The sequence below is a fragment of the Streptomyces sp. NPDC051664 genome (assembly GCF_044453545.1).
Classification (GTDB): domain Bacteria; phylum Actinomycetota; class Actinomycetes; order Streptomycetales; family Streptomycetaceae; genus Streptomyces.
Window position 1 is genome coordinate 21,875 of the sequence record NZ_JBITCU010000001.1, and the last position, 20,991, is coordinate 42,865.

The 20,991-nt window shown below is 70.5% G+C and carries 20 protein-coding genes, 1 pseudogene and 1 riboswitch; of the genes and pseudogenes, 6 read left to right on the forward strand and 15 right to left on the reverse strand.

The features are described from left to right. The first annotated feature begins 175 nt into the window (after positions 1–175). From ACIA8E_RS00110 to ACIA8E_RS00120, 3 genes are all read left to right on the forward strand, one after another. Positions 176–913, forward strand: a complete 738-nt coding sequence (locus ACIA8E_RS00110) for an ABC transporter ATP-binding protein (protein WP_399292664.1) — start codon at positions 176–178, stop codon at positions 911–913. Continuing rightward, on the forward strand, positions 895–2,079 hold the full coding sequence (locus tag ACIA8E_RS00115) for a hypothetical protein (protein ID WP_399292666.1): 1,185 nt from the start codon (positions 895–897) through the stop codon (positions 2,077–2,079). Before ACIA8E_RS00110 ends, ACIA8E_RS00115 begins: the two co-directional genes overlap by 19 nt. A 186-nt stretch (positions 2,080–2,265) precedes the next feature. Next, a complete protein-coding gene (locus ACIA8E_RS00120) occupies positions 2,266–3,384 on the forward strand; it encodes an LOG family protein (RefSeq protein ID WP_399292668.1) in 1,119 nt (372 codons plus the stop codon). A gap of 25 nt (positions 3,385–3,409) precedes the next feature. Here the strand turns inward: ACIA8E_RS00120 and ACIA8E_RS00125 are convergent, their stop codons facing one another. The 5 genes from ACIA8E_RS00125 to rlmN form a co-directional block, all read right to left on the reverse strand. After that, positions 3,410–3,862, reverse strand: coding sequence for an SRPBCC domain-containing protein (locus ACIA8E_RS00125; RefSeq protein WP_399292669.1), 453 nt, complete (start codon positions 3,860–3,862; stop codon positions 3,410–3,412). A 146-nt stretch (positions 3,863–4,008) separates the two neighbouring features. Further along, the gene (locus ACIA8E_RS00130) at positions 4,009–5,034 is read right to left on the reverse strand and encodes an ABC transporter ATP-binding protein (protein WP_399292671.1); all 1,026 of its coding nucleotides are present in this window, start codon (positions 5,032–5,034) and stop codon (positions 4,009–4,011) included. A 22-nt stretch (positions 5,035–5,056) separates the two neighbouring features. Next, on the reverse strand, positions 5,057–6,670 hold the full coding sequence (locus ACIA8E_RS00135) for an ABC transporter permease (RefSeq protein WP_399292673.1): 1,614 nt from the start codon (positions 6,668–6,670) through the stop codon (positions 5,057–5,059). Positions 6,671–6,789: 119 nt separating this feature from the next. Continuing rightward, complete coding sequence (locus ACIA8E_RS00140) at positions 6,790–7,911, reverse strand: thiamine ABC transporter substrate binding subunit (RefSeq protein WP_399292675.1); 1,122 nt, start codon at positions 7,909–7,911, stop codon at positions 6,790–6,792. Positions 7,912–7,984: 73 nt separating this feature from the next. After that, positions 7,985–8,101: riboswitch (TPP riboswitch) on the reverse strand. Between the two features lie 36 nt (positions 8,102–8,137). After that, positions 8,138–9,244, reverse strand: a complete 1,107-nt coding sequence (rlmN, locus tag ACIA8E_RS00145) for a 23S rRNA (adenine(2503)-C(2))-methyltransferase RlmN (protein WP_030928354.1) — start codon at positions 9,242–9,244, stop codon at positions 8,138–8,140. 219 nt (positions 9,245–9,463) lie between these two features. On the opposite strand from rlmN, the gene ACIA8E_RS00150 reads away from it, so the two are divergent. Continuing rightward, positions 9,464–9,805, forward strand: a complete 342-nt coding sequence (locus ACIA8E_RS00150; protein ID WP_399292678.1) for a DUF6233 domain-containing protein — start codon at positions 9,464–9,466, stop codon at positions 9,803–9,805. A gap of 26 nt (positions 9,806–9,831) precedes the next feature. After that, complete coding sequence (locus tag ACIA8E_RS00155) at positions 9,832–10,083, forward strand: hypothetical protein (RefSeq protein WP_399292680.1); 252 nt, start codon at positions 9,832–9,834, stop codon at positions 10,081–10,083. A 197-nt stretch (positions 10,084–10,280) separates the two neighbouring features. Here the strand turns inward: ACIA8E_RS00155 and ACIA8E_RS00160 are convergent, their stop codons facing one another. The 5 genes from ACIA8E_RS00160 to rpsB form a co-directional block, all read right to left on the reverse strand. Beyond that, positions 10,281–11,369: a phosphatidate cytidylyltransferase gene (locus ACIA8E_RS00160; protein ID WP_399292682.1), complete on the reverse strand. Its 1,089-nt coding sequence runs from the start codon at positions 11,367–11,369 to the stop codon at positions 10,281–10,283. Next, positions 11,369–11,926 carry a ribosome recycling factor gene (frr, locus tag ACIA8E_RS00165; protein ID WP_030928366.1) on the reverse strand — a complete coding sequence of 186 codons (558 nt, stop codon included), beginning with the start codon at positions 11,924–11,926 and terminating at the stop codon, positions 11,369–11,371. Before frr ends, ACIA8E_RS00160 begins: the two co-directional genes overlap by 1 nt. A 182-nt stretch (positions 11,927–12,108) precedes the next feature. Then, positions 12,109–12,885 (reverse strand): UMP kinase, encoded by a 777-nt coding sequence (gene pyrH / locus ACIA8E_RS00170; protein WP_399292684.1) that lies wholly within the window; start codon positions 12,883–12,885, stop codon positions 12,109–12,111. A 160-nt stretch (positions 12,886–13,045) separates the two neighbouring features. Continuing rightward, a complete protein-coding gene (gene tsf, locus ACIA8E_RS00175; RefSeq protein ID WP_327421913.1) occupies positions 13,046–13,882 on the reverse strand; it encodes a translation elongation factor Ts in 837 nt (278 codons plus the stop codon). Positions 13,883–13,984: 102 nt separating this feature from the next. After that, the gene (rpsB, locus tag ACIA8E_RS00180; protein ID WP_399292687.1) at positions 13,985–14,932 is read right to left on the reverse strand and encodes a 30S ribosomal protein S2; all 948 of its coding nucleotides are present in this window, start codon (positions 14,930–14,932) and stop codon (positions 13,985–13,987) included. A gap of 278 nt (positions 14,933–15,210) precedes the next feature. On the opposite strand from rpsB, the pseudogene ACIA8E_RS00185 reads away from it, so the two are divergent. Continuing rightward, a pseudogene (locus ACIA8E_RS00185) lies at positions 15,211–15,807 on the forward strand (peptidoglycan DD-metalloendopeptidase family protein); the annotation flags it as partial. Positions 15,808–15,884: 77 nt separating this feature from the next. Here ACIA8E_RS00185 and ACIA8E_RS00190 read toward each other — a convergent pair. The 5 genes from ACIA8E_RS00190 to ACIA8E_RS00210 all read right to left on the reverse strand — a co-directional run bounded on the left by ACIA8E_RS00190 (position 15,885) and on the right by ACIA8E_RS00210 (position 20,876). Next, positions 15,885–16,442: a helix-turn-helix domain-containing protein gene (locus ACIA8E_RS00190; protein WP_352263277.1), complete on the reverse strand. Its 558-nt coding sequence runs from the start codon at positions 16,440–16,442 to the stop codon at positions 15,885–15,887. 93 nt (positions 16,443–16,535) lie between these two features. After that, positions 16,536–17,372: an RNA polymerase sigma factor WhiG gene (gene whiG / locus ACIA8E_RS00195; RefSeq protein ID WP_399292689.1), complete on the reverse strand. Its 837-nt coding sequence runs from the start codon at positions 17,370–17,372 to the stop codon at positions 16,536–16,538. A 242-nt stretch (positions 17,373–17,614) separates the two neighbouring features. Then, positions 17,615–18,895, reverse strand: coding sequence for a DNA-processing protein DprA (gene dprA / locus ACIA8E_RS00200; RefSeq protein WP_399292691.1), 1,281 nt, complete (start codon positions 18,893–18,895; stop codon positions 17,615–17,617). Next, positions 18,892–20,517, reverse strand: coding sequence for a YifB family Mg chelatase-like AAA ATPase (locus ACIA8E_RS00205; protein ID WP_399292693.1), 1,626 nt, complete (start codon positions 20,515–20,517; stop codon positions 18,892–18,894). The genes dprA and ACIA8E_RS00205 overlap by 4 nt, the downstream gene beginning before the upstream one ends. After that, positions 20,517–20,876 (reverse strand): YraN family protein, encoded by a 360-nt coding sequence (locus ACIA8E_RS00210; protein ID WP_399292695.1) that lies wholly within the window; start codon positions 20,874–20,876, stop codon positions 20,517–20,519. The genes ACIA8E_RS00205 and ACIA8E_RS00210 overlap by 1 nt, the downstream gene beginning before the upstream one ends. Positions 20,877–20,991: the final 115 nt, after the last annotated feature.

Consider the following 20,991-nt stretch of genomic DNA (forward strand, 5'->3'; position numbering starts at 1 on the left):
TTCATACGGTCCACGCGGCCCGGATGCGCCCATTCGAGTGGGAAGGAGCGCACCCGGGCCGCGTGGTGCCGTGATGCCGTGGTTCGAATCCTTACGGTGCCCAGTGACCGATCGGCCCCCTCTTCGTTCCCCCGTACAGGGGACGGGAACTCTGATCTGAACCGAGGTGTACGCCATGGTGGCTCCGCCGGACAACGATGTGATCTGGGCGCGTTCCCTGCACCACTCCCACAACGGCTCACCCGCGCTCGGCGGGGTCTCCCTGGGGGTCCGCGACGGTGAGATCCTCGCCGTGACCGGCCCGCGCGGCAGCGGCAAAACGACTCTGCTGCACTGCCTCTCCGGGCAACTGGTGCCCCAGCAGGGCGAGGTGTGGTTCAACAGTGTCCCGGTCCACACCATGGGTCCGCGGCTGCGCGAGCGGCTGCGCCGGGACCGGTTCGGCTGGATCGCGCCCGAGCCCCAGCTCGTACCGGAGCTGAACACCTGGGAGAACGCGGCGCTTCCTCTGTTGCTGCGCGGCGCCTCGCACCGGGCCGCGAAGAAGGCCGCCATGGAGTGGCTGGAGCGGCTCGACATCGGCATGTGCGCCAAGAAGCGGCCGCACACACTGCTCCAGGGGCAGCGTCAGCGGATCGCCGTGGCCCGCGCGCTGGCCGGCACGCCCACGGTGATCTTCGCCGACGAACCGACCGCGACACTCCACCGCGCCGACCGCTCCCATGTGCTGCGAACCCTCACGAGCGCGGCCCGCTCGCACGGCATCACGGTCGTGCTCGCCACCCATGACGCCGAGGTCGCCTCGCTCGCCGACCGCACGGTCCCGCTGCTGGACGGCCGCTGTGTCACCACCGTCGCCCTGCCCTCCGTGTCCGATACGGAAGGCCGCGCGGCGTGCTCGCTCTCCGTCTAGCCCGCGGCACCCATCCGCTGGTCCAGGTGCGCCGGCTGCTGGTCGCGGCCGCCTCCGCCGGGGTCGGCTTCCTGCTGCTGTGCACCCTGGGGTACGCGTCCACGCATCCGGCATACTCGACCACCGCGGTGCTGCGGCTGCTGTGGTGCTTCGTACCGCTGGCCGCCACCGTGCAGTTCGCGGTCGCGGTGGCCCGCACGGATCCCAGTACGCGCCCGCGTCCAGGACTGTCCGCCGTCGGTCTCGGGCCGTTCCGGCTCAGCGTGCTGGCCGCGGTCTCCACCGCCGTGTCCTGCACCCTCGGGTCGATGGTGGCCCTGCTCCTCTTCCTGCATCTGCGCGGCGATCTGACCGGGCTGCCGTTCGACGGTGCGGCGGCCGGACTGCTCGGCGCAGGAGCCCCGTTGCCGGTGGCCGCGGCCCTCATGCTGCTGGCGCTGGCACCGGTGACCGCGGCGACGGCAAGCGCGATGGCGCTGCGCACCCGTCCGGTGCAGGCCGCGGTACCGGACGACGACGAGCAGGACATCGCGCCGGACGAGCAGATGCCGGCTCCGGCACCGGCGCCGACCGGACTGCCGTGGGGTGTGGCGCTGACGGCAGTCGGCCTCGCGATCGAGGTGTACTCGAGCCGTGATGGCGCGGGCAGCGCGTTCCCCCTGCCGGGAAAGCTCGACACCACCCCGGCGTGGGTGCTGGCGGGATGGTCGCTGACCGCGATCGGTCTGGCCATGGCAGGCCCCGGACTGACGCACTTCGCCGGACGGCTGCTGCAGGCGATGCGCCCTGGAGCCGTACGCCTGCTGGCCGGAAGGATGCTGATGGACGAGGCGCGCCGGATCGGCCGCCCACTGGGCGCGGTCTGCGCGGTGCTCTCCGCGGTGATCGCGGCTTTCGCGCTCTACGGGACGGGACCGCGCCCTTTCGGCCCACTCACCGCGCTCGGCGCCGTACTGGTACTGGGCTGTACGACGGCGACGCTGCTGACCTCCGCCCTGGAGGCGAAGCAGGCCCGCGCCCACATGGTCCGGATGCTGCTGCGGCTCGGTGCGCCGGCCTCGGCGCTGCGGGCCGCGACCGCCCTGCGCGTCGCCATCCTGCTGGTCGTGTTCGCCCCGATCACCTGGGCGATCGCCGAACTGGCCGCGCTGCCGCTGACCGGCTGAGGGCCGTCGGCCGGCCGTGGAGACGGTCGACGGTCAGCCGAGGTGCCGGAAGGCAGCCACTGACTGCCACGATTCCGGTACGCCCCCGCGCCAGGCCCTGCGGCCCCGCGCGTGCGAGCCTCGGCTCGGGCGCATGTGACCGTACGAAGGGAGCTGTACGCTCCGGCCGGTACGTAGCATGACAGCGTGGACAACCCGGATGACAGCATTCCTGCACCCGGCATCGAGATCGAGTCGGTCGCCGAGTTCGACGCCGCGGCCGCCGCAGGGACACTGGCCGGACACCGCATCCAGTCCGTCGATCTGACGGACCGCAGCGCCGCGCTGCTCGCCGCCGACACGTCCGGCGCCGTCTTCCTCGGCTGCCGGATGACGGCAGAAGCGACCGCGAAGGTGCGCGCCGAGGGGGCGTTCGTCTTCCCGCCCGTGCCGGGGCTGCCCTTCGACCCGTACCGCGGCCTGCTCTACTCCCCCGACGCGCTGTACGCAGGACTCGCGGACGGAGGCTACGAGGCGACGCCCGACGCCCGCGCGTACCGCTGGTTCCAGCAGACCCGGGCGAACGGCGACACCTTCGCCTCGATGCTGCGCGCGCTCCACGACGACGCGGTCTCCGACGCGCTGGACGAACTCCTCACCGGGGCACGGGTGGTCGGGGTGATGGGCGGCCACGCAACTCCCCGCGGCAGCGCCGCGTACGCGGCCGCGGCCCGGCTGGGCAGAACGCTGACCCGCAGCGGACTGACGGTGGCCACCGGCGGTGGCCCTGGCGCGATGGAGGCGGCGAACCTCGGCGCCTACGCGGCTCCGCATCCCGATCCGATGCTGGACAAGGCCTGCGAACTCCTGGCGGACGTGCCCTCGTTCACCCCGTCGGTCACCGAATGGGCGCTGGCCGCCTTCACCGTGCGGCAGCGGTGGCCGGCCGGCGGCGGCTCGGTCTCGATCCCCACCTGGTTCTACGGTCACGAGCCGCCGAACCCGTTCGCGGACCACATCGCCAAGTACTTCGCCAACGCGCTGCGCGAGGACGGGCTGCTCGCCCACTCCACCGCGGGCGTGATCTTCCTGCCGGGCGCCGCCGGAACCGTGCAGGAGATCTTCGACAACACGACGCCGAACTACTACGGCTCACGCGGCGCACCGACGCCGATGGTGCTGGTCGGCAGCGCCCACTGGACGGACGAACTGCCCACCTGGCCGCTGCTCCGGGCGCTCGCCGCGGGCCGGCCGATGGAATCCCGTATCGCACTGGTCGACACGGTGGACGAGGCCCCCGAGGCACTCGCCCGGCTGACCAGCTGAGGGGCCGGCCTGGAGCCTGTCCGGTTCAGACCGCCGCGAGCCGGTTGACCAGCGCGTCGAAGAAGGCCTCCCAGCCGTCCTCGGCCGCCGCGTACTGCTCGGGCGTGAGATTGCCGCCGCGCTGCTGGAAGACCATCTCGGTGGTCTTGCGGCCGCGCTCGGCGAAGGTGACGGTGACGATCTCGCCCTCGATGTCGGCAGGCGCCCCGGCGTCCTTCAGCGTGAAGACCAGCCGCTCCGGCGCGACCACCTCGCGGTAGACCCCGTGGAACGGCATCTCGGTGCCCGGCACCACGATGACCAGACTCCACGTGCCCTCCGGCCTGACGTCCATCGACACCCGGTCGAGCGGCACATCGGCATCCCCGCCGTACCAGGCGGCGAAGTGCTCGGGGGTCGTCCAGGCCGCGAAGACCTGTTCCCGTGGGGCGTCGAAGACGCGGGTGATGTCGATGCCCTCGCGTGCCGTTCCAGTCATTGTCCCTGCCCTTTTTTCGGAGTCGTTCCGGATCTTCCCCGGTCGTATGAGGTGTTCCCCGAAACGGCCGAAACTGCTCTTCAGGGAGACCCGGTAGTGGTCCGCACCGCGTGGCGTCGCGAGCGGCACCGACCCGCCGCCCACGATCAGCCTGCGGCGGGCAGCACCACCGTCTCCGACGCGTCGAACGTCACGCCGACCTTCGCACCCTCCTGAGGGGTGTCCCGCAGCGGACACTCCGCCTCCAGGAGCGGACCGCTGTCGGGGTGCAGTGTCACGGCGACATGATTGCCCCGGAAAGTGCGGGCGCCGACCGTACAGGGCAGGCCGTCCGCCGGGTCGCCGATCCGTACGCCCGCCGGACGCACCAGCAAGGCGCACGGGCCCTGCGGCGCCCCGTCCGGCACCGGCACCCTCCCCCACATCGTCGCCGCGGCCGCGCCGGCCACCGTCGCATCCACCACATTGTCGAAACCCAGGAACCGGGCGACGAACGCGGAGGCGGGACGTTGCCAGACCTCCAGCGGAGTGCCCACCTGGGCGATGCGTCCGTCGCGCATCACGACGACCCGGTCCGCGAGGGCGAACGCCTCGCCCTGGTCATGAGTGACGGCGAGCACCGTCGTACCCAACCGGGCGAACAGCGTGCGCAGTTCGACGACGAGGCGTTCGCGCAGGCTGCGGTCGAGCTGGCCGAGCGGTTCGTCGAGCATCAGCAGTTTCGGTCGCGGGGCGAGCGCCCGCGCGAGAGCGACGCGCTGCTGCTCGCCGCCGGACAGCGCGGCGACAGCCCGTCGTTGGCTGCCGGGCAGGCCCACCAGTTCGAGGAGTTCGGCGACCCTGCGGTCCTGGTCACCACGGGTCACTCCGTGCATCCGCAGCCCGAAGGCGACGTTGGCGCCGACGTCCCGATGCGGGAAGAGCTGATGATCCTGGAACATCAGCCCCAGACCGCGCCGGTGCACCGGTACGCCGGTCTGGTCGACGCCGTCGAGGAGCACCCGGCCGCCGTCCGGCGGGTGCAGTCCGGCGACCACCCGCAGCAGTGTCGACTTGCCGCTGCCGCTCGGCCCCAGCACACAGACGATCTCGTGGTCCGCGACCTCCAGATCCACCACGTCGAGCGCCGCCCGCTTCCCGAAGAGGACGGTTGCGGCTTCCAGTGTCAGCATGTCCAGAACACCCCGAGCATCTTCAGAACTCCCCGGACCGGTCCGGGCGGATACGTTCGAGCAGCAGCAGCGACACCGCGCACACCAGCATCAAAACGGTGCTGAGGGCCATCGCCTGGCCGTAGTTGAGCTCCCCGGACCGCCCGAGCAGCCGGGCCACGGCGACGGGCAGCGTCGGGTTGTCGGGCCGCGCGATGAACACCGTCGCCCCGAACTCGCCGAGCGACACGGCGAACGCGAAGCCCGCCGCGACCAGCAGCGCCCGCCGCACCAGCGGCAGGTCGACCTCGCGCCAGGCCCGCAGCGGTGACGCGCCGAGCACCGCCGCCGCCTCGCGCAGACGCCCGTCCACCGCCCGCAGGACCGGCAGCATCGTGCGTACGACGAACGGCACACCGACCAGCGCCTGGGCCAGCGGCACCAGGATCCAGGTGGTCCGCAGGTCCAGCGGGGGCTTGTCCAGCGTGATCAGGAAACCGAAGCCGACGGTGACCGCGGACACCCCGAGCGGCAGCATCAGCAGCGCGTCGAAGCCGCGGACGAGCCGCCCGGCCCGCCTCGTCAGCGCCGCCGCCGCGAGCCCGCCGACGACCAGCGCGATCGCGGTCGCGACCAGGGCGTACTGCAGTGAGTTCCAGATCGCTTCGAGCGGCGCGACCAGGAAAGTGCCGCCGCTCGCGTCCACGGACCGCAGAGCGCGGTAGTAGTCGAAGCCATGGCCGCCGGGCACGTCCAGCGAGCGCTCCACCAGCACGCCGAGCGGCAGCAGGATCAGCACCAGCACGGTCAGCAGGACCCCGCCGAGCAGCGCCCGCTGCCCGGCGCCGCGCGGCCTGCGGGCGGTCTGCGCCGGGTCAACCAGCTTCAGCGCCGTCTCCCTGCGCCGCACGGTCCAGGCGTGTACAGCCAGGACCGCGCCGACGGCGGCGAACTGCACCATCGTCAGCACGGCGGCCGTGGGGAGGTCGAGCAGCTGGGCGGTCTGCCGGTAGATCTCCACCTCCAGCGTGGAGTACGCCGGACCGCCGAGGATCTGCACGACCCCGAAGGAGGTGAACGTGAAGAGGAAGACCATCAGCGCCGCGGCGGCCACGGCGGGCGCGAGGGCCGGCAGCGTCACCCGCCGCCACGCTGCCAACCGCCCGGCGCCCAGCACCCGGGCGGCCTCCTCCTGCCGTGGGTCGAGCTGCGACCACAGGCCGCCGACGGTCCGTACGACCACCGCGTAGTTGAAGAAGACATGGGCGAGCAGGATCGCCCACACGGTGGTGTCGAGCCGTACGCCCGCCAGTTCGTCGAGGAAGCCGCCGCGCCCGAGCAGCGCCAGGAAGGCCGTCCCGACGACGACGGTCGGCAGGACGAACGGCACCGTGACGACCGCCCGCAGCAGTTGTTTGCCGGGAAAGTCGAAGCGGGCGAAGACATAGGCGCCGGGCAGCGCGATCAGCAGGGTCAGCGCGGTCGAGGCGAGCGCCTGCCAGGTGGTGAACCAGAGGACGCCGAGGATGTCCGGCCGGCTGAGCACCTCGCCGATCCGGCCGAACTGCCAGACGCCGTCGGCCTTCAGCCCGCGGCCGACGATCGCGACGACGGGGTAGGCGAAGAACACCGCGAAGAACGCGACGGGCACGGCCATCAGTCCGAGCCGCACCGCGCCCCCGCGCCACGCCCTCGGGCGTGCGGCGCCCGCCGCGCGCCCCGGCCGGGCGCGCGGACCTGCCCCGCGCGCGCCCGGGCCGGGTGCGGGCGTCTTCGTTACTTCACTACGAGCGAGGACCACGACTGGACCCACTGCTCACGGTTCTTGGCGATGGTGTCGGGGGCCACGGTGGTCGGCTTGTCGACCGTCGCGCCGAACTCGGTGAAGATCTCCGGCAGCTTCGCGTCCTTGGTGACCGGGCTCACGAACATGTTGAGCGGCATGTCCTCCTGGAACTTCTTGCTGATCAGGAAGTCCAGCAGAGCCTTGCCCCCGGCCTCGTTCCTCGCGCCGTTCAGCAACCCCGCGAACTCGATCTGGCGGAAGCAGGTGCCGGTCGCGACCCCCGTCGGGGCCTCGGTCGGCTGCGGCTTCGCGTACAGCACCTCGGCCGGCGGGCTGGAGGCGTACGACACGACGAGCGGCCGGTCGGCCTTGGCCTTCTTGCCGCCCGCGGAGCCGGAGAACTCCTCGTTGTACGCCTGCTCCCAGCCGTCGACGACCTTGACGCCGTTGCTCTTCAGCTTCTTCCAGTAATCCTGGTAGCCGTTCTCGCCGTAGGCGGCGACGGTGCCCAGCAGGAAGCCGAGCCCGGGCGACGAGGTCGCGGCGTTCTCCGTGACGAGGAGGTTCCTGTACGCGGGCTTCGCCAGGTCGTCGAAGGTCGTCGGCGGCGCGAGCTTCCGGTCGGCGAAGTACTTCTTGTCGTAGTTGATGCAGATGTCGCCGGTGTCGATCGGCGTGACCCGGTGCTTGGTCGCGTCCAGCTGGGTATCGGCCGCGACCCGGTCGCTGCCCTTCGCTTCGTACGGCGTGAACAGACCGTTGTCGAGGGCGCGGGAGAGCAGCGTGTTGTCGACGCCGAAGAACACATCGCCGCGCGGGGATCCCTTGGTCAGGATCTCCTGGTTGAGTGCGGCGCCGGCGTCACCGCTCTTGAGCACCTTGACGGTGTAGCCGGTCTCCTGGGTGAACGCCTTCAGTACGTCCTTGGAAGCGTTGAAGGAGTCATGGCTGACCAGGGTCACGGTCTTGGACCCGGAGCCCTTCGTGCCGCCGGCCCCGGAGGCCGAGCCGTCGGAACTGCTGCAGCCGGCGAGTGCCGTGACGCCGAGCGCGGCCGCGACGGCCGTCGCCGCAAGCTGCTTGGTGCGGCGCGTGGTACCGGTGGTGCTCATTGTTGATTCCTCCTGGGTTTGACCAGGAAGAGACGCGGCCCTGCCCACCGGGAGGTGGGCAGGGCGCAACAGCATGAGTTGATGACCGAACTTCCTACCCGGAATGACCCGGGCGAGGTTCAGAGGGTCTGCGGCCAACCTGTCGTCGGTGCCGCACTCTCAGCGCTGTGGCGCTCCCCTGTCGGAATATGAAATTGATTTCGGCCCAGATTACACGGGCCGTCTTTCAGCGCTCGGATGCCGCCAGCTGCCCGCACGCCCCGTCGATCTCCTGACCGCGGGTGTCCCGCACGGTCACGGGCACCCCGTGGGCGGCGATCGCCTCGACGAACGCCTTCTCGTCCTCGGGCCGCGAGGCGGTCCACTTGGAGCCGGGCGTCGGGTTCAACGGAATCAAGTTGACATGCACACGCTTGCCCTTGAGGAGCCGGCCGAGCAGGTCACCACGCCAGGCCTGGTCGTTGATGTCGCGGATCAGCGCGTACTCGATGGAGATCCGGCGGCCGGACTTCTCCGCGTACTCCCATGCCGCGTCGAGCACCTCACGCACCTTCCAGCGCGTGTTCACCGGCACGAGCGTGTCCCGCAGCTCGTCGTCCGGCGCATGCAGCGAGACCGCGAGCCGGCACTTGAAGCCCTCGTCGGCGAAGCGCAGCATGGCCGGCACCAGGCCCACGGTGGAGACGGTGATCCCGCGCTGAGACAGGCCGAGGCCGTCCGGCTCGGGGTCGGTCAGCCGACGGATCGCGCCGACCACCCGCTTGTAGTTGGCCAGGGGCTCGCCCATGCCCATGAAGACGATGTTGGAGAGCCGTGCGGGCCCGCCCGGCACCTCTCCGTCGCGCAGCGCCCGCATGCCGTCCACGATCTGGTGGACGATCTCGGCGGTCGACAGATTGCGGTCCAGGCCGGCCTGCCCCGTCGCACAGAACGGGCAGTTCATCCCGCATCCGGCCTGCGACGAGATGCACATCGTCACCCGCTCCGGGTACCGCATGAGGACGGACTCGACCAGCGTCCCGTCATGCAGCTTCCACAGCGTCTTACGGGTCGTGTCGTCGTCACAGCTGATGTGCCGGACCACGGACATCAGGTCGGGGAACATCGCCTCGGCGAGCTTGTCCCGCGAACCGGCCGGGATGTTGGTCCATTCCGCCGGGTCGTGCGCGTACCGCGCGAAGTAGTGCTGCGACAGCTGCTGCGCACGGAAAGGCTTCTCGCCGATCGCGGCGACGGCTTCCTTGCGCTCGGCGGGCGTGAGGTCGGCGAGGTGCCGCGGCGGCTTCTTGGCTCCGCGGGGCGCGACGAAAGTGAGTTCTCCGGGCTTAGGCATGGTTCCTCCAGTGTTGCAGACACGCCGTGGTCGCAGAGGCCTTCACCAGCTCAGGAGGGATGAGGTGCGCACACGCCCGGTCGTCGTCGGTCGTCATCAGTCGACGTCGGCGGCCCTTTGGCGGCCCACGGACGGCCCAGCCGCCCCGAGGGACAGTGACCGATCGCACGAAAGGCGAGTGGTACGCACAGCGTCCCACCGAGACCTAGAATCGAATACGTGTCCGAAAACTTCTCTCGTCTGGATCGCCTGCGCATCGTGCGCGAGTGGCAGGCGTATCAGCTCGGCCGAACCGATCGGACGATCGCCGAGCTGGAAGAACGCGAGGCCGCGGCCGTCCGGGCAGCACGCACCCTGCCGCCGCCGGCACCCGACTGGAGACTCTCCCTGCAGCGCGCGGGTGGCACGTCCCATGCCGACGCCGTCCACACGGGCGACTGCGGCATGGGCGGCAAGAGAACCAAGCCGATGACCCGGGAGCAGGCCCTGCGTGCGCTCACGGAAGACGGCATCACGGCCTGCCCGTACTGCCGGCCGGACAGAGAGCTGGGAGTGCTGTGAACCACGGACCATCGGAACCTGAGGACATGAGCGAAGCACCCATCGTCATCCACCGCCCAGCCGGAACGGGTGGCCGTCGGGTGACGATCCGCGCCCAGGTCGCGGGCCTCGCCCGCAGCGACGACGACGTGATCGAGTTCCTGCGCCGCGCGGGCCTGCCCGACGCCGGTGACGTACTGGACGACCCACGATGGGTGCAGTGGCAGGGCGGCCGACCACACCAGTACGGCGCGGCCTCTGTCGATGAGACTGCCGGCCCGCCCGGCCCGCAGCCGTAGACAGACCCACAGCAACCTCGAATCGGGACAGGTGGGCCGACACCCGCTTCAGGAATTGGATCCCCGGTTTCCGCCATGCCCGTGAACAGGCATGGTTCTTGCAGTCCCGCAGACAGAAGAGTGAGGGCCCGCCGCCCTCTGGACAACGGACCCTCACTCACAAAAAAGCAGGTCAGGATGGGTGGCGACCCGACTGTTCAGCTGGAGCCGACGAACAGCACCAGCAGCAGCCAGACCACCGGAGCGGTCGGCAGCAGCGAGTCCAGCCGGTCCATGATCCCACCGTGACCCGGCAGCAGCGTGCCCATGTCCTTGATCCCGAGATCCCGCTTGATCATGGACTCACCCAGGTCGCCGAGGGTGGCGCTGGCGGCGACGGCGAGGCCGAGCAGCAGACCCTGCCACCAGGTGCCACCGTCGATCAGGAACTGCATGCACAGCGCACCGGCGACCATCGCGAAGGCGACCGCCCCGAACAGGCCCTCGCGGGTCTTGCCGGGGCTGATCCGCGGCGCGAGCTTGTGCTTGCCGAAGCGCCAGCCGACGGCGTACGCCCCCGTGTCACTGACCACGGTCAGCAGCAGGAAGGTGAGGACCCGCTGCGGCCCGTCGTCCGCGCTCAGCAACATCGCGACGAAGGTGGCCAGGAACGGTACGTAGAACGCGGCGAAGACTCCGGCCGTGACGTCCTTGAGATACCCCTCCGGCGGCTCGGTCATCCGCCAGACGAGCAACGCCAGGGCGGTCAGCGCCATCGCGACCCACGCGCCCTCGGCGCCGCGGACATAGCCGGCCACGATCATCGCCGCGCCGCCGACCGCGAGCGGTACGAGCGGCGCCTTGATGCCCTTGCGCTCCTCGAGCCGGGAGGTGAGCTCCCAGAGGCCGACGACGACGGCGATCGCTATCACACCGATGAAGACGGCCTTGACGATGAAGAGCGAGGCGACGATGACGGCACCGAGCCCCACGCCGACCCCTATGGCGGCTCGCAGATCACGGCCCGCACGTTTCTTCTGCGGGGGCGGCGGGGTGGACATGGGCTCCTGCGGCTTCTCGTCACGGAACAGGGGGCCACCGCCCCGGCGGGCGGCTCCCCTGTCCCGCTCGTCACGGTCGTCACGGTCGTCAGCGTCTCTACCTGCGTCGGGAACGTCAGGCACGATGGGCATGGGCCGAGTGTGCTGGGCGTCATGCACATCGTATGCAGGACCCGCCGGAGCAGCCTGCATCTCGGGCGCACCCCAGTAGCCGGCCTGCGGAGCGCCCCAGGAAGAGTCGTTCATCAGACTTCGAGCAGCTCGGCTTCCTTGTGCTTGAGCAGCTCGTCGACCTGCGCGACGTACTTCGCAGTGGTGTCGTCGAGCTCCTTCTCGGCGCGGCGCACCTCGTCCTCGCCGGACTCCTTGTCCTTGACCAGCTTGTCCAGGGTCTCCTTGGCCTTGCGGCGGACGGCCCGGATCGAGATCTTGGAGTCCTCGGCCTTCGTCTTCGCGACCTTGATGTAGTCGCGGCGACGCTCCTCGGTGAGGTCCGGGAAGTTCACCCGGATGATATTGCCGTCGTTGCTCGGGTTGACGCCGAGGTCGGAGTCACGGATCGCCTGCTCGATGTTGCGCAGAGCGCTCTTGTCGAACGGCGTCACGACGGCCATCCGCGGCTCGGGAACCGAGAAAGAGGCCAGCTGGTTGATCGGGGTCAGCGCGCCGTAGTAGTCGGCGACGATCTTGTTGAACATCGCCGGGTGCGCACGGCCGGTGCGGATCGCGGCGAAGTCCTCTTTCGCGACCACGACGGCCTTCTCCATCTTCTCCTCGGCCTCGAGGAGGGTTTCTTCGATCACCACGTGCTCCTGCGTGTCTAGAGTGGGCCCGGCTTGCTCCGGCCCGGCGGGTCCTGCGTCGCGTCCTCACCTGCACGGTGTCCGACCGGCAGGCCGTTGTCCATCGTTCGGGGCCCTTCCAGGAGTGTTCCCGAAGAGCTCCGGGACTGCACCGGGATCCCCCGGAGCCGTCCCCCCGGTTCTCAGGCCCGGGTGCCCTGGTCGCTCACGAGCGTGCCGATCTTCTCACCCTTGACGGCACGGGCGATATTGCCGGTCGCGGTGAGCTCGAAGACAAGGATCGGCAGCCGGTTGTCACGGCAGAGTGTGATGGCGGTGGCGTCGGCGATCTTGAGATCGCGGGCGAGCACCTCGCTGTACTCCAGAGCGTCGAACTTCACCGCGTCGGGGTTGGTCTTGGGGTCGGAGTCGTAGACACCGTCCACACCGTTCTTGCCCATCAGCAGACCCTCGGCGTCGATCTCCAGGGCGCGCTGGGCGGCAGTGGTGTCGGTGGAGAAGTACGGCATGCCCATACCGGCACCGAAGATGACGACGCGGCCCTTCTCCAGGTGGCGCACGGCGCGCAGCGGGATGTACGGCTCCGCGACCTGGCCCATGGTGATGGCGGTCTGGACCCGGGAGTCGATGCCCTCCTTCTCCAGGAAGTCCTGGAGCGCGAGGCAGTTCATGACCGTGCCGAGCATGCCCATGTAGTCGGAGCGCGCCCGGTCCATGCCGCGCTGCTGGAGCTCGGCACCGCGGAAGAAGTTGCCGCCGCCGATGACGACCGCGATTTCGGCACCGCCCCGGACGACCGCCGCGATTTCCCGGGCGATGGCGTGTACGACGTCGGGGTCGACACCGAGACCCCCGCCGCCGGCGAACGCCTCGCCGGACAGCTTCAGCATGAAGCGCCCGGGCACCTTGCCGTCCTCGCGCTTCTGGTCACCTTTTGCGGCGTCCGCGTCCTTGTTCATGGAGTTTCTCCTCGTGCACATACGAAGAAGGCCATTGCCGGTGGGTCTGGTGTCCCTCAGCGGCAATGGCCTCCTCGTCAGATCTGCGGTCGTACGGCAGGTGTGCGGCCGTACGACTGCACTAGACCCTATCGGGGTCCACCGTTTTTCGCGGACGGACTCAGATGCCGACCTTGATGCGCGAGAAGCGCTTCAGGGTGACACCGGCCTCGTCCAGGACCTTCTGGACAGACTTCTTGTTGTCCTTGGCGAAGGCCTGCTCCAGGACGACGACGTCCTTGAAGAAGCCGTTGACGCGACCCTCGACGATCTTCGGAAGGGCGGCCTCGGGCTTGCCCTCCTCGCGAGAGGTGGCCTCGGCGACACGACGCTCGTTCTCGACCGTCTCGGCCGGGACCTCGTCGCGGTTGAGGTACTTCGGGGCGAAGGCGGCGATGTGCTGCGCAACGTCCTTGGCGACCTCGGCGTTCTCCTTGTCCAGCTCGACGAGCACGCCGACCTGCGGCGGGAGGTCGGGCATGGTGCGGTGCATGTACGCAGCCACGTAACCGCCGGTGAACTGCGCGAAGCGGTCCAGGACGATCTTCTCACCGAGGTTGGCGTTGGCCTCGTCGACGTACGCCTGGACGGTCTTGCCGGCCTCGATCTCGGAGGCGAGCAGCGTAGCCAGGTCGGCCGGCGAGGTCGCGGCGACGTGGGCGGCGAGCGCGTCGGCGACGGCGAGGAACTTCTCGCCCTTGGCGACGAAGTCCGTCTCGCACTTGAGCTCGAGCAGGACGCCGGAGGTCTTGTCCTCGGAGATGAGGGAGACAACGGCGCCGTTCTCGGCAGAACGGCCCTCGCGCTTGGCGACGCCCTTCTGGCCCTTGATACGAAGGGCCTCGACGGCCTTGTCGACGCTGCCGTCGGCCTCGTCGAGCGCCTTCTTGCAGTCCATCATGCCGGCGCCGGTGAGCTCACGGAGCTTCTTGACGTCAGCGGCGGTGTAGTTCGCCATGAGTCTGTGATTCTCTCTCGAAGTCTGAAAGATCTACGGGTGAACGGCGGGGGCGGTGCTTGTGGCACCGGCCCCCGCCGTCATTCAGCCGTGACGCAGTGGTCAGGCCTGCTCGGCGTCCGTGGCCGGAGCCTCGGCAGCGGCCGGAGCCTCAGCAGCGGCCGGAGCCTCAGCAGCGGCCGGAGCCTCGGCAGCGGCCTCGGCCGGCGTCTCGGCGGCGTCCGCGACCTTCTCGGTCTCGGCGGACGTCTGCACCTCGGCGTCGTCCTTCTTCTCACCCTCGAGCAGGTCGCGCTCCCACTCGGCGAGCGGCTCGCCGGCGGCCTTCTCGCCCGGCTTCGAGTCGCCGGTCGCGGCGCCGGAACGGGCGATGAGGCCCTCGGCGACGGCGTCGGCGATCACGCGGGTGAGCAGGGTGACGGAGCGGATCGCGTCGTCGTTGCCCGGGATCTTGTAGTCGACCTCGTCGGGGTCGCAGTTGGTGTCGAGGATCGCGACGACCGGGATGTGGAGCTTGCGCGCCTCACCGACGGCGATGTGCTCCTTCTTGGTGTCGACGATCCAGACGGCGCTGGGCACCTTCTGCATCTCGCGGATACCACCGAGGGTCTTCTCCAGCTTGGCCTTCTCGCGGGAGAGAACCAGGAGCTCCTTCTTGGTGAGGCCGGAGGCGGCCACGTCCTCGAAGTCGATCTGCTCGAGCTCCTTCAGACGCTGAAGGCGCTTGTAGACGGTGGAGAAGTTGGTGAGCATGCCACCGAGCCAACGCTGGTTGACGTACGGCATGCCGACGCGCGTCGCCTGCTCGGCGATGGCCTCCTGGGCCTGCTTCTTCGTGCCCACGAACATGATGGAGCCGCCGTGCGCGACGGTCTCCTTGACGAACTCGTAGGCGCGGTCGATGTACGACAGCGACTGGAGCAGGTCGATGATGTAGATGCCGTTGCGCTCGGTGAAGATGAAGCGCTTCATCTTCGGGTTCCAGCGACGGGTCTGGTGACCGAAGTGGACGCCGCTTTCCAGCAGCTCCCGCATCGTGACGACGGCCATGGCCGTACTCCTTGAGGTGCTCGGTTGTCGCGACCGCAGGATTGCTGTCGCGCCTGACGCCCCGACGCGCCGTGCCACAAGGGACCGAGGAGCGCGGCCACCGTCCGCAGAGAGGGAGGTGGCGGGGCGTGCGAAGTCGACCCGGTGACCCGGATCGCCACAAGAAGTGTACGGGACCCGTCGGGTGCCGGGTGACGGCGATGTCCACAACCGGCCGGTAGTCCACAGATCCGGTCCGTGATCCCCATGGATCCGCCGGATGCGGGACGGTTCCGGTCATGCGACACACACCTGAACCGCCTGCTGCCCGACGCGGTGAGCCGAGCCGTCCCCGTCGGGCGCGGACCCTGCTCGCGGCGGTGGCCCTGGCCGTATTCACTCTGCTGTGCGGTGCGCACGCCGCCACCGCCGCCGACTCCGGGCCCGGCGCCGAGCGCGTGTGGCCGCTCGATGGGCACCCTGCGGTCGTACGGGGGTGGGAACCGCCGGCCGGCGCGTACGGACGGGGGCACCGTGGCGTCGATCTCGCCGCCGGGCCCGGTGCGCCGGTGCGCGCCGCCGCGTCCGGCCGGGTCTCGTTCGCAGGGCGCGTCGCGGGGCGCGGAGTTGTCTCGATCGAGGTGGCGGGGACGGGTGATCCGCCGCTGCGCACGACCTACGAGCCGGTGCGCGCGCTGGTCGAGAAGGGCGAGGAGGCCGTCGCGGGGCAGGTGGTCGCGGTCCTGGAGGCCGGGCCGTTCCACTGTGCGTCCGGGTGTCTGCACTGGGGGCTGCGGCGCGGTGACGCATATCTGGACCCGCTGACCCTACTGCCGCCGTCACTGCTTCGACGCGGCCCGTCCCGGCTGCTGCCGGTCGTCGGAGTACCGGAACCGAGGCCGGACACACCGGGCGCCATCGGATACGCGGCCCCTGCCGCGCTGCTCGCCACAGTGACCCTCCGGTCCGGGCGTCAGCCCCGGACGCCCCGCAGGATCATGGCGACAGCGGTGTCCGCGATCACGTCCGGTGCCTCCGCCACGCTCAGCTCGATACGGCGCACGGCGGCGTCCACCGAGCCCTGCAGCAGCATCGCCGCGAGCCTCGGCTGCTCGTGGCCGAGGTCGCCGAGCGCCTCGACGATCATGGCGATCAGCCCGCCGTGCGCGGCCCGGATCTTCTCGCGTGCGCCCGCGTCCAGCTCGCTCGCGGAGATGGCGACAACCGCCCGGTGCCGCCGGTCCCCGACCAGGTCGAGCTGGCGGCGCACATACGCCTCGATCTTTCCCTCAGGGGTCCCGGCCCGCTCCATGGCGTGCTCGACCTCGGCCGCCCAGACGGGGAAGTCGACGGCGCACAGCTCCTCGACGACGGCCGCGCGGGAGCGGAAGTACTCGTAGACGGAGGACCTGGCGAGGCCCGTGCGCTCGGCGAGAGCGGGGAAGGTCAACGCCTCCGTACCACCCTCGGACAGCAGGGATCGGGCGGCGTCCAGGAGGGCGCCGCGCTGCATGGTCCGGTGCTCGGCCACGGAGGCCGCTCGAATCCTGGGCACGGCTCCACTGTACGGCGGCACTTGCGGGAGAGGGGGGCGGGCGGCACCGATCGCCGGCTGAGCACCGTCTCAGCGTCCGGCGTCGGCCAGTTTCGCGCGAAGCTGCAGCACCGATTTGGTGTGGATCTGGCTGACCCGGCTCTCGGTGACCCCGAGCACGTTGCCGATCTCGGCGAGGGTGAGGCCCTCGTAGTAGTAGAGGGTGACGACCGTCTTCTCGCGATCCGGGAGTGTGTTGATAGCCCGGGCGAGCAGCCGCCTGAGCTCACGGCCCTCGGCGACCTCCACGGGATTGTCGGCGGCGGTGTCCTCCAGCGTGTCCATCAGGCTCAGCCGGTCACCGCCCTCGCCGCCGACATGCAGGAGCTCCTCCAGCGCGACCACGTTCGCCAGCGACAACTGGCTGAAAACCGCGTGCAGTTCTTCCAGCGTGATGTCCATCTCGGCGGCGACCTCCGGCTCGGAGGGGGTACGCCGCAACTGCGCCTCCAGCGTGGCGTAGGCGCGCTCCACGGCCCGCGCCTTCTGCCGCACGGAGCGCGGGATCCAGTCCAGCGCCCGGAGTTCGTCGATCATCGCGCCACGGATGCGGGTAATTGCGTACGTCTCGAACTTGATGGCCCGTTCGATGTCGAACTTCTCGATCGCGTCGATCAGCCCGAAGACTCCCGACGAGACGAAGTCCGCCTGCTCGACGTTGGACGGCAGTCCCACGCTCACCCGGCCGGCGACGTACTTCACCAACGGCGAGTAGTGCAGGATCAGCTGTTCCCGCAGCCGCTCGTCGCCCGTGGACTTGTACGAACGCCACAACTCGTCGAGCGAGGAAGGGGCAGGAGGGCGCACAGTGCCACGCGCAGCCGGTGGTACTGGCGCACGGTCAGACCCGGAGGTGTGCTGGGGCATGTGGTGCCTTGAGCCGTTCTGCTGTGGACTGCTGGGGGACTTGTGTCTGGGCCGGAATCCTTGTGAGCGTAGCGTGACTGAAGTGTTGCGGTGCGCGAAGGATAGAGGATCGGCGCCGGGCACTTCCGGACGAATGGACATGACTGCGCTCCGGAACCGTCACCGCATGGGTCGGTCCCGGAGGCGTCACTGAAGGATCCGCCGAGGTCATCGGCATCACCTTTTCACCCGAATGCTCCAGGTCAAGGACCGCCTCGCCGCGGGCCGCCAATGCGTGTCGGGCGCGGCGTCAACTGCCAGCCTTCGCCACCGCGTTCGACGAACCCCAGTGAGTGCAGTTCGTACAATCTGCCGAGTGCTTCGTCGGCGCTGGTTCCCGCGGTGCGGGCGATGTCCCTTCCACTGACGGAGCCGTGGGAGGGCAGGGCGTCGAGCACCTGGGCGGAGGCGGCGTCCAACAGGTCCCTGGCAAATACGGGGCCCCTCCGGGCCGGGGCGAGGTCGCCGATCTCCCCCACCAGTTCGGCGACTTCCGCGGCGTCGGTGACCAGGACTCCCTCGCCCCTGAGGAGTTCATGGACCCCGGCCGACAGACCGCTGGTGGCGGGACCCGGTACCCCCATGGTGAACCGGCCCAGCCGTTGCGCACTGCGTGCGGTGACCAGTGAGCCACTGCGGTATTCCGCCTCGACCACGACCGTGCCCCGGGTCAGCGCGGCAATCACCCGGTTCCGGAGGATGAATCTGCTGCGCGTCGGATGCTCGGCCGGTGGCAGCTCTCCGATGACCAGCCCCTGTTCCGCCACACGCCCGATCAGCTCGGCATGCCCTCGGGGATAGGCGACGTCCACCCCGCAGGCCAGGACCGCCATGGTCGCCCCGCCGGCCGAGAGGGCGCCGCGATGGGCCGCCCCGTCCACTCCGAACGCTGCGCCCGACACCACCACCCAGCCCAGCTCCGCCAGCCCTGCCCCGAGACTCGCCGCCATGTGCGCCCCGTACGGAGTACAAGCCCGGGCGCCGACCACCGCGACCGAACGCAGCGCCCAGAGCCGCAGATCGGGCCGCCCCCGAACCCAGAGGCCGGTCGGCCGGGAGTCGCCCAGGTCGTCGAGTTGGCTGGGCCACTCACGGTCACCGGGGCAGACGAAGCGGCCGCCCACGGCGGCGACCGACGCCAGGTCCCGCTCGGGGTCGACGGCCTCGGCCCGCAACCGGTAACCGGCCAGCCGCTTCGCCGTCATGCCCCGGAGCTGTTCCGCGGTCCCGTCCCGGGCTGTGATCCGCCGTATCAGATCGGCGGCGCCGACTTCGCGCAGCCAGCGGCCCCCGCGTTCGTCGCCCGGCTCGAGGACGCGGGTCAGGGCGGCCCGCGCCAGGCGCTCCCGGTCGCCCACCGCCGGTCGTGCCCACCCCGCTTGCCGGCTCCGCTCCCGGAGGCCCGGCGTGCTGATGCCCCGGCCCTCGTCAAGGCCCTCCGGCGCCCTGATGCCCGGTCCGGCGTCGAGGCCGCCCGGCGTCATGAAGCCCGGTCCAGCACCGAGGCCCCGCGCGAGATCCCCGTCCGCAGCTCCAGGGCCACCGCGATGTCGAACGCCTCCGGGCGATCGGCGCCGCGCAGGTCGGCGAGGGTCCATGCCACCCGCAGGACCCGGTCGAGTCCTCGCGCGGTGAGCAGTCCGCGCTCCATGTCCCGCTCCGCCTCCATGAGCGCCCCCGGCGCCGTGAGCAGCCTGGTCCGCAGCTCATGGCCGGGGACCTCGCTGTTGGTGGTCCAGGGCGTGCCCGTGAGCCGGTCCGCCGCCCGCGACCTGGCCTCCCGCACCCGGGCGGCGACATCGGCCGTCGACTCGCCCGGGCCGCCCCGCCCCATCAGGTCCTCACGGGTGACCGGAGCGACGACCACACGCAGATCCACCCGGTCGAGCAGGGGCCCGGAGAGTCTCGCCTGATAGCGACGGACCGACGAGGGAGGGCATTCGCAGGCGGCGCCGGTGAGGGTGTGGCGTCCGCACGGACACGGGTTGGCGGCCAGCACCATCAGGAAGCGGGCGGGCAACCGCACCACGCCGGCACTGCGCGCCACCACCACATGCCCCGACTCCAGCGGCTGGCGCAGCGCGTCCAGGGCCCGCACCGAGAACTCCGGCGCCTCGTCCAAAAAGAGCACACCTCGATGGGCCAGCGAGACCGCACCGGGCCGCGGCAGTCCATTGCCGCCGCCGACCAGCGACTGCATGGTCGCCGAGTGGTGCGGTGCGCAGTACGGCGCCCGGGAGACCAGCGGTTCGCCGGGTGGCAGGATGCCCGCCACCGAGTGCACCGCGGTCACCTCGAGGGATTCCTGCCTGGTCAGCGGGGGCAGAATCGCGGACAGCCGCTCGGCCAGCATGGTCTTGCCGGCGCCCGGCGGTCCGGAGAGCAGCAGATGGTGACCGCCCGCCGCGGCGACCTCCAGGGCCTTTCGCGGTGTCTCCTGGCCTGCGACGTCCGCCAGGTCCGGCCGGTGTCCGTCGCTCTGCGCGGAGCCCATCGCCAGTCCGGTGCCGATGCCCGCGCCCGGCACCATCAACCCCGCGAGCATGGTGTCGGGGCGTCCTTCCGCACGGATCTCCGGCTCGTCAGGCACCGGTTCGTCGCTGAGCACGGCGATCAGCTGCCGCAGGCTCCGTACCCCGAGCACCGACACCCCCGGCACCAGCGCAGCTTCGCCCGCCGTCTGTTCGGGCACGACGACCTTGCGGTACCCGGCCTCCGCCGCGGCGAGTACTGCGGGCAGCACTCCGCGCACGGGCCGCACCCGGCCGTCGAGCCCGAGCTCCCCGATCATCACCACATCCGCGATGGCCGCAGGGGCGATCCGCTCTGCCGCGCCCATCACGGCACACGCCACGGCCAGGTCGAATCCGCTGCCGCCCTTGGGCACGGAGGCCGGGGAGAGCCCGACCGTGAGTTTCTTCTGCGGCCACTCGGCCCCGGAGTTGACCACTGCGGCCCTGACCCGGTCCCGGCTCTCCACCAGGCTCTTGTCCGGCAGCCCGACCAGGGTGAACGCCGCCACCCCGGGCTCCAGGTCCGCCTGGACCTCCACCACCACGCCGTCGACGCCGACCAGCGCCACCGAGCACGCCCGCGCGAACCCCATCAGGCCACCCCCCGCGCGTGCTCGGCGACCGGCGCTCCGCGCCGCGGCACCACAACGCCGACCAGGTCGATCCGCACCCCGCCCGGCGGCGGACCGCCGTTCAGGTCCAGCCAGATCTCGGCGAGCCGTCGCAGCCGGTCCGCCTTGACCGGGGTGACGGCCGCCATCGGATGCTCGAACGGCCCCGCCCTGCGGGTCTTGACCTCGCAGACGACCAACGCGTCGCCGTCCTTGGCGACGATGTCGATCTCACCGGCGCGACAGCGCCAGTTCCGTGCCAGTACGGCCATGCCGGCGTCGGTCAGCAGCCGCGCCGCCAGATCCTCGCCGTACCGCCCGAGTGCCCCCCGTGCGTTCATATCGGCACCACCTCCGGCACCGACTCTGTCCTGTCCGACCCCGACCGGTGGATCTTGGTGGACAACTCAGCGGCTGTGGACAACCCGGCCACCCGTGAGGGGGACCGACCGGAGG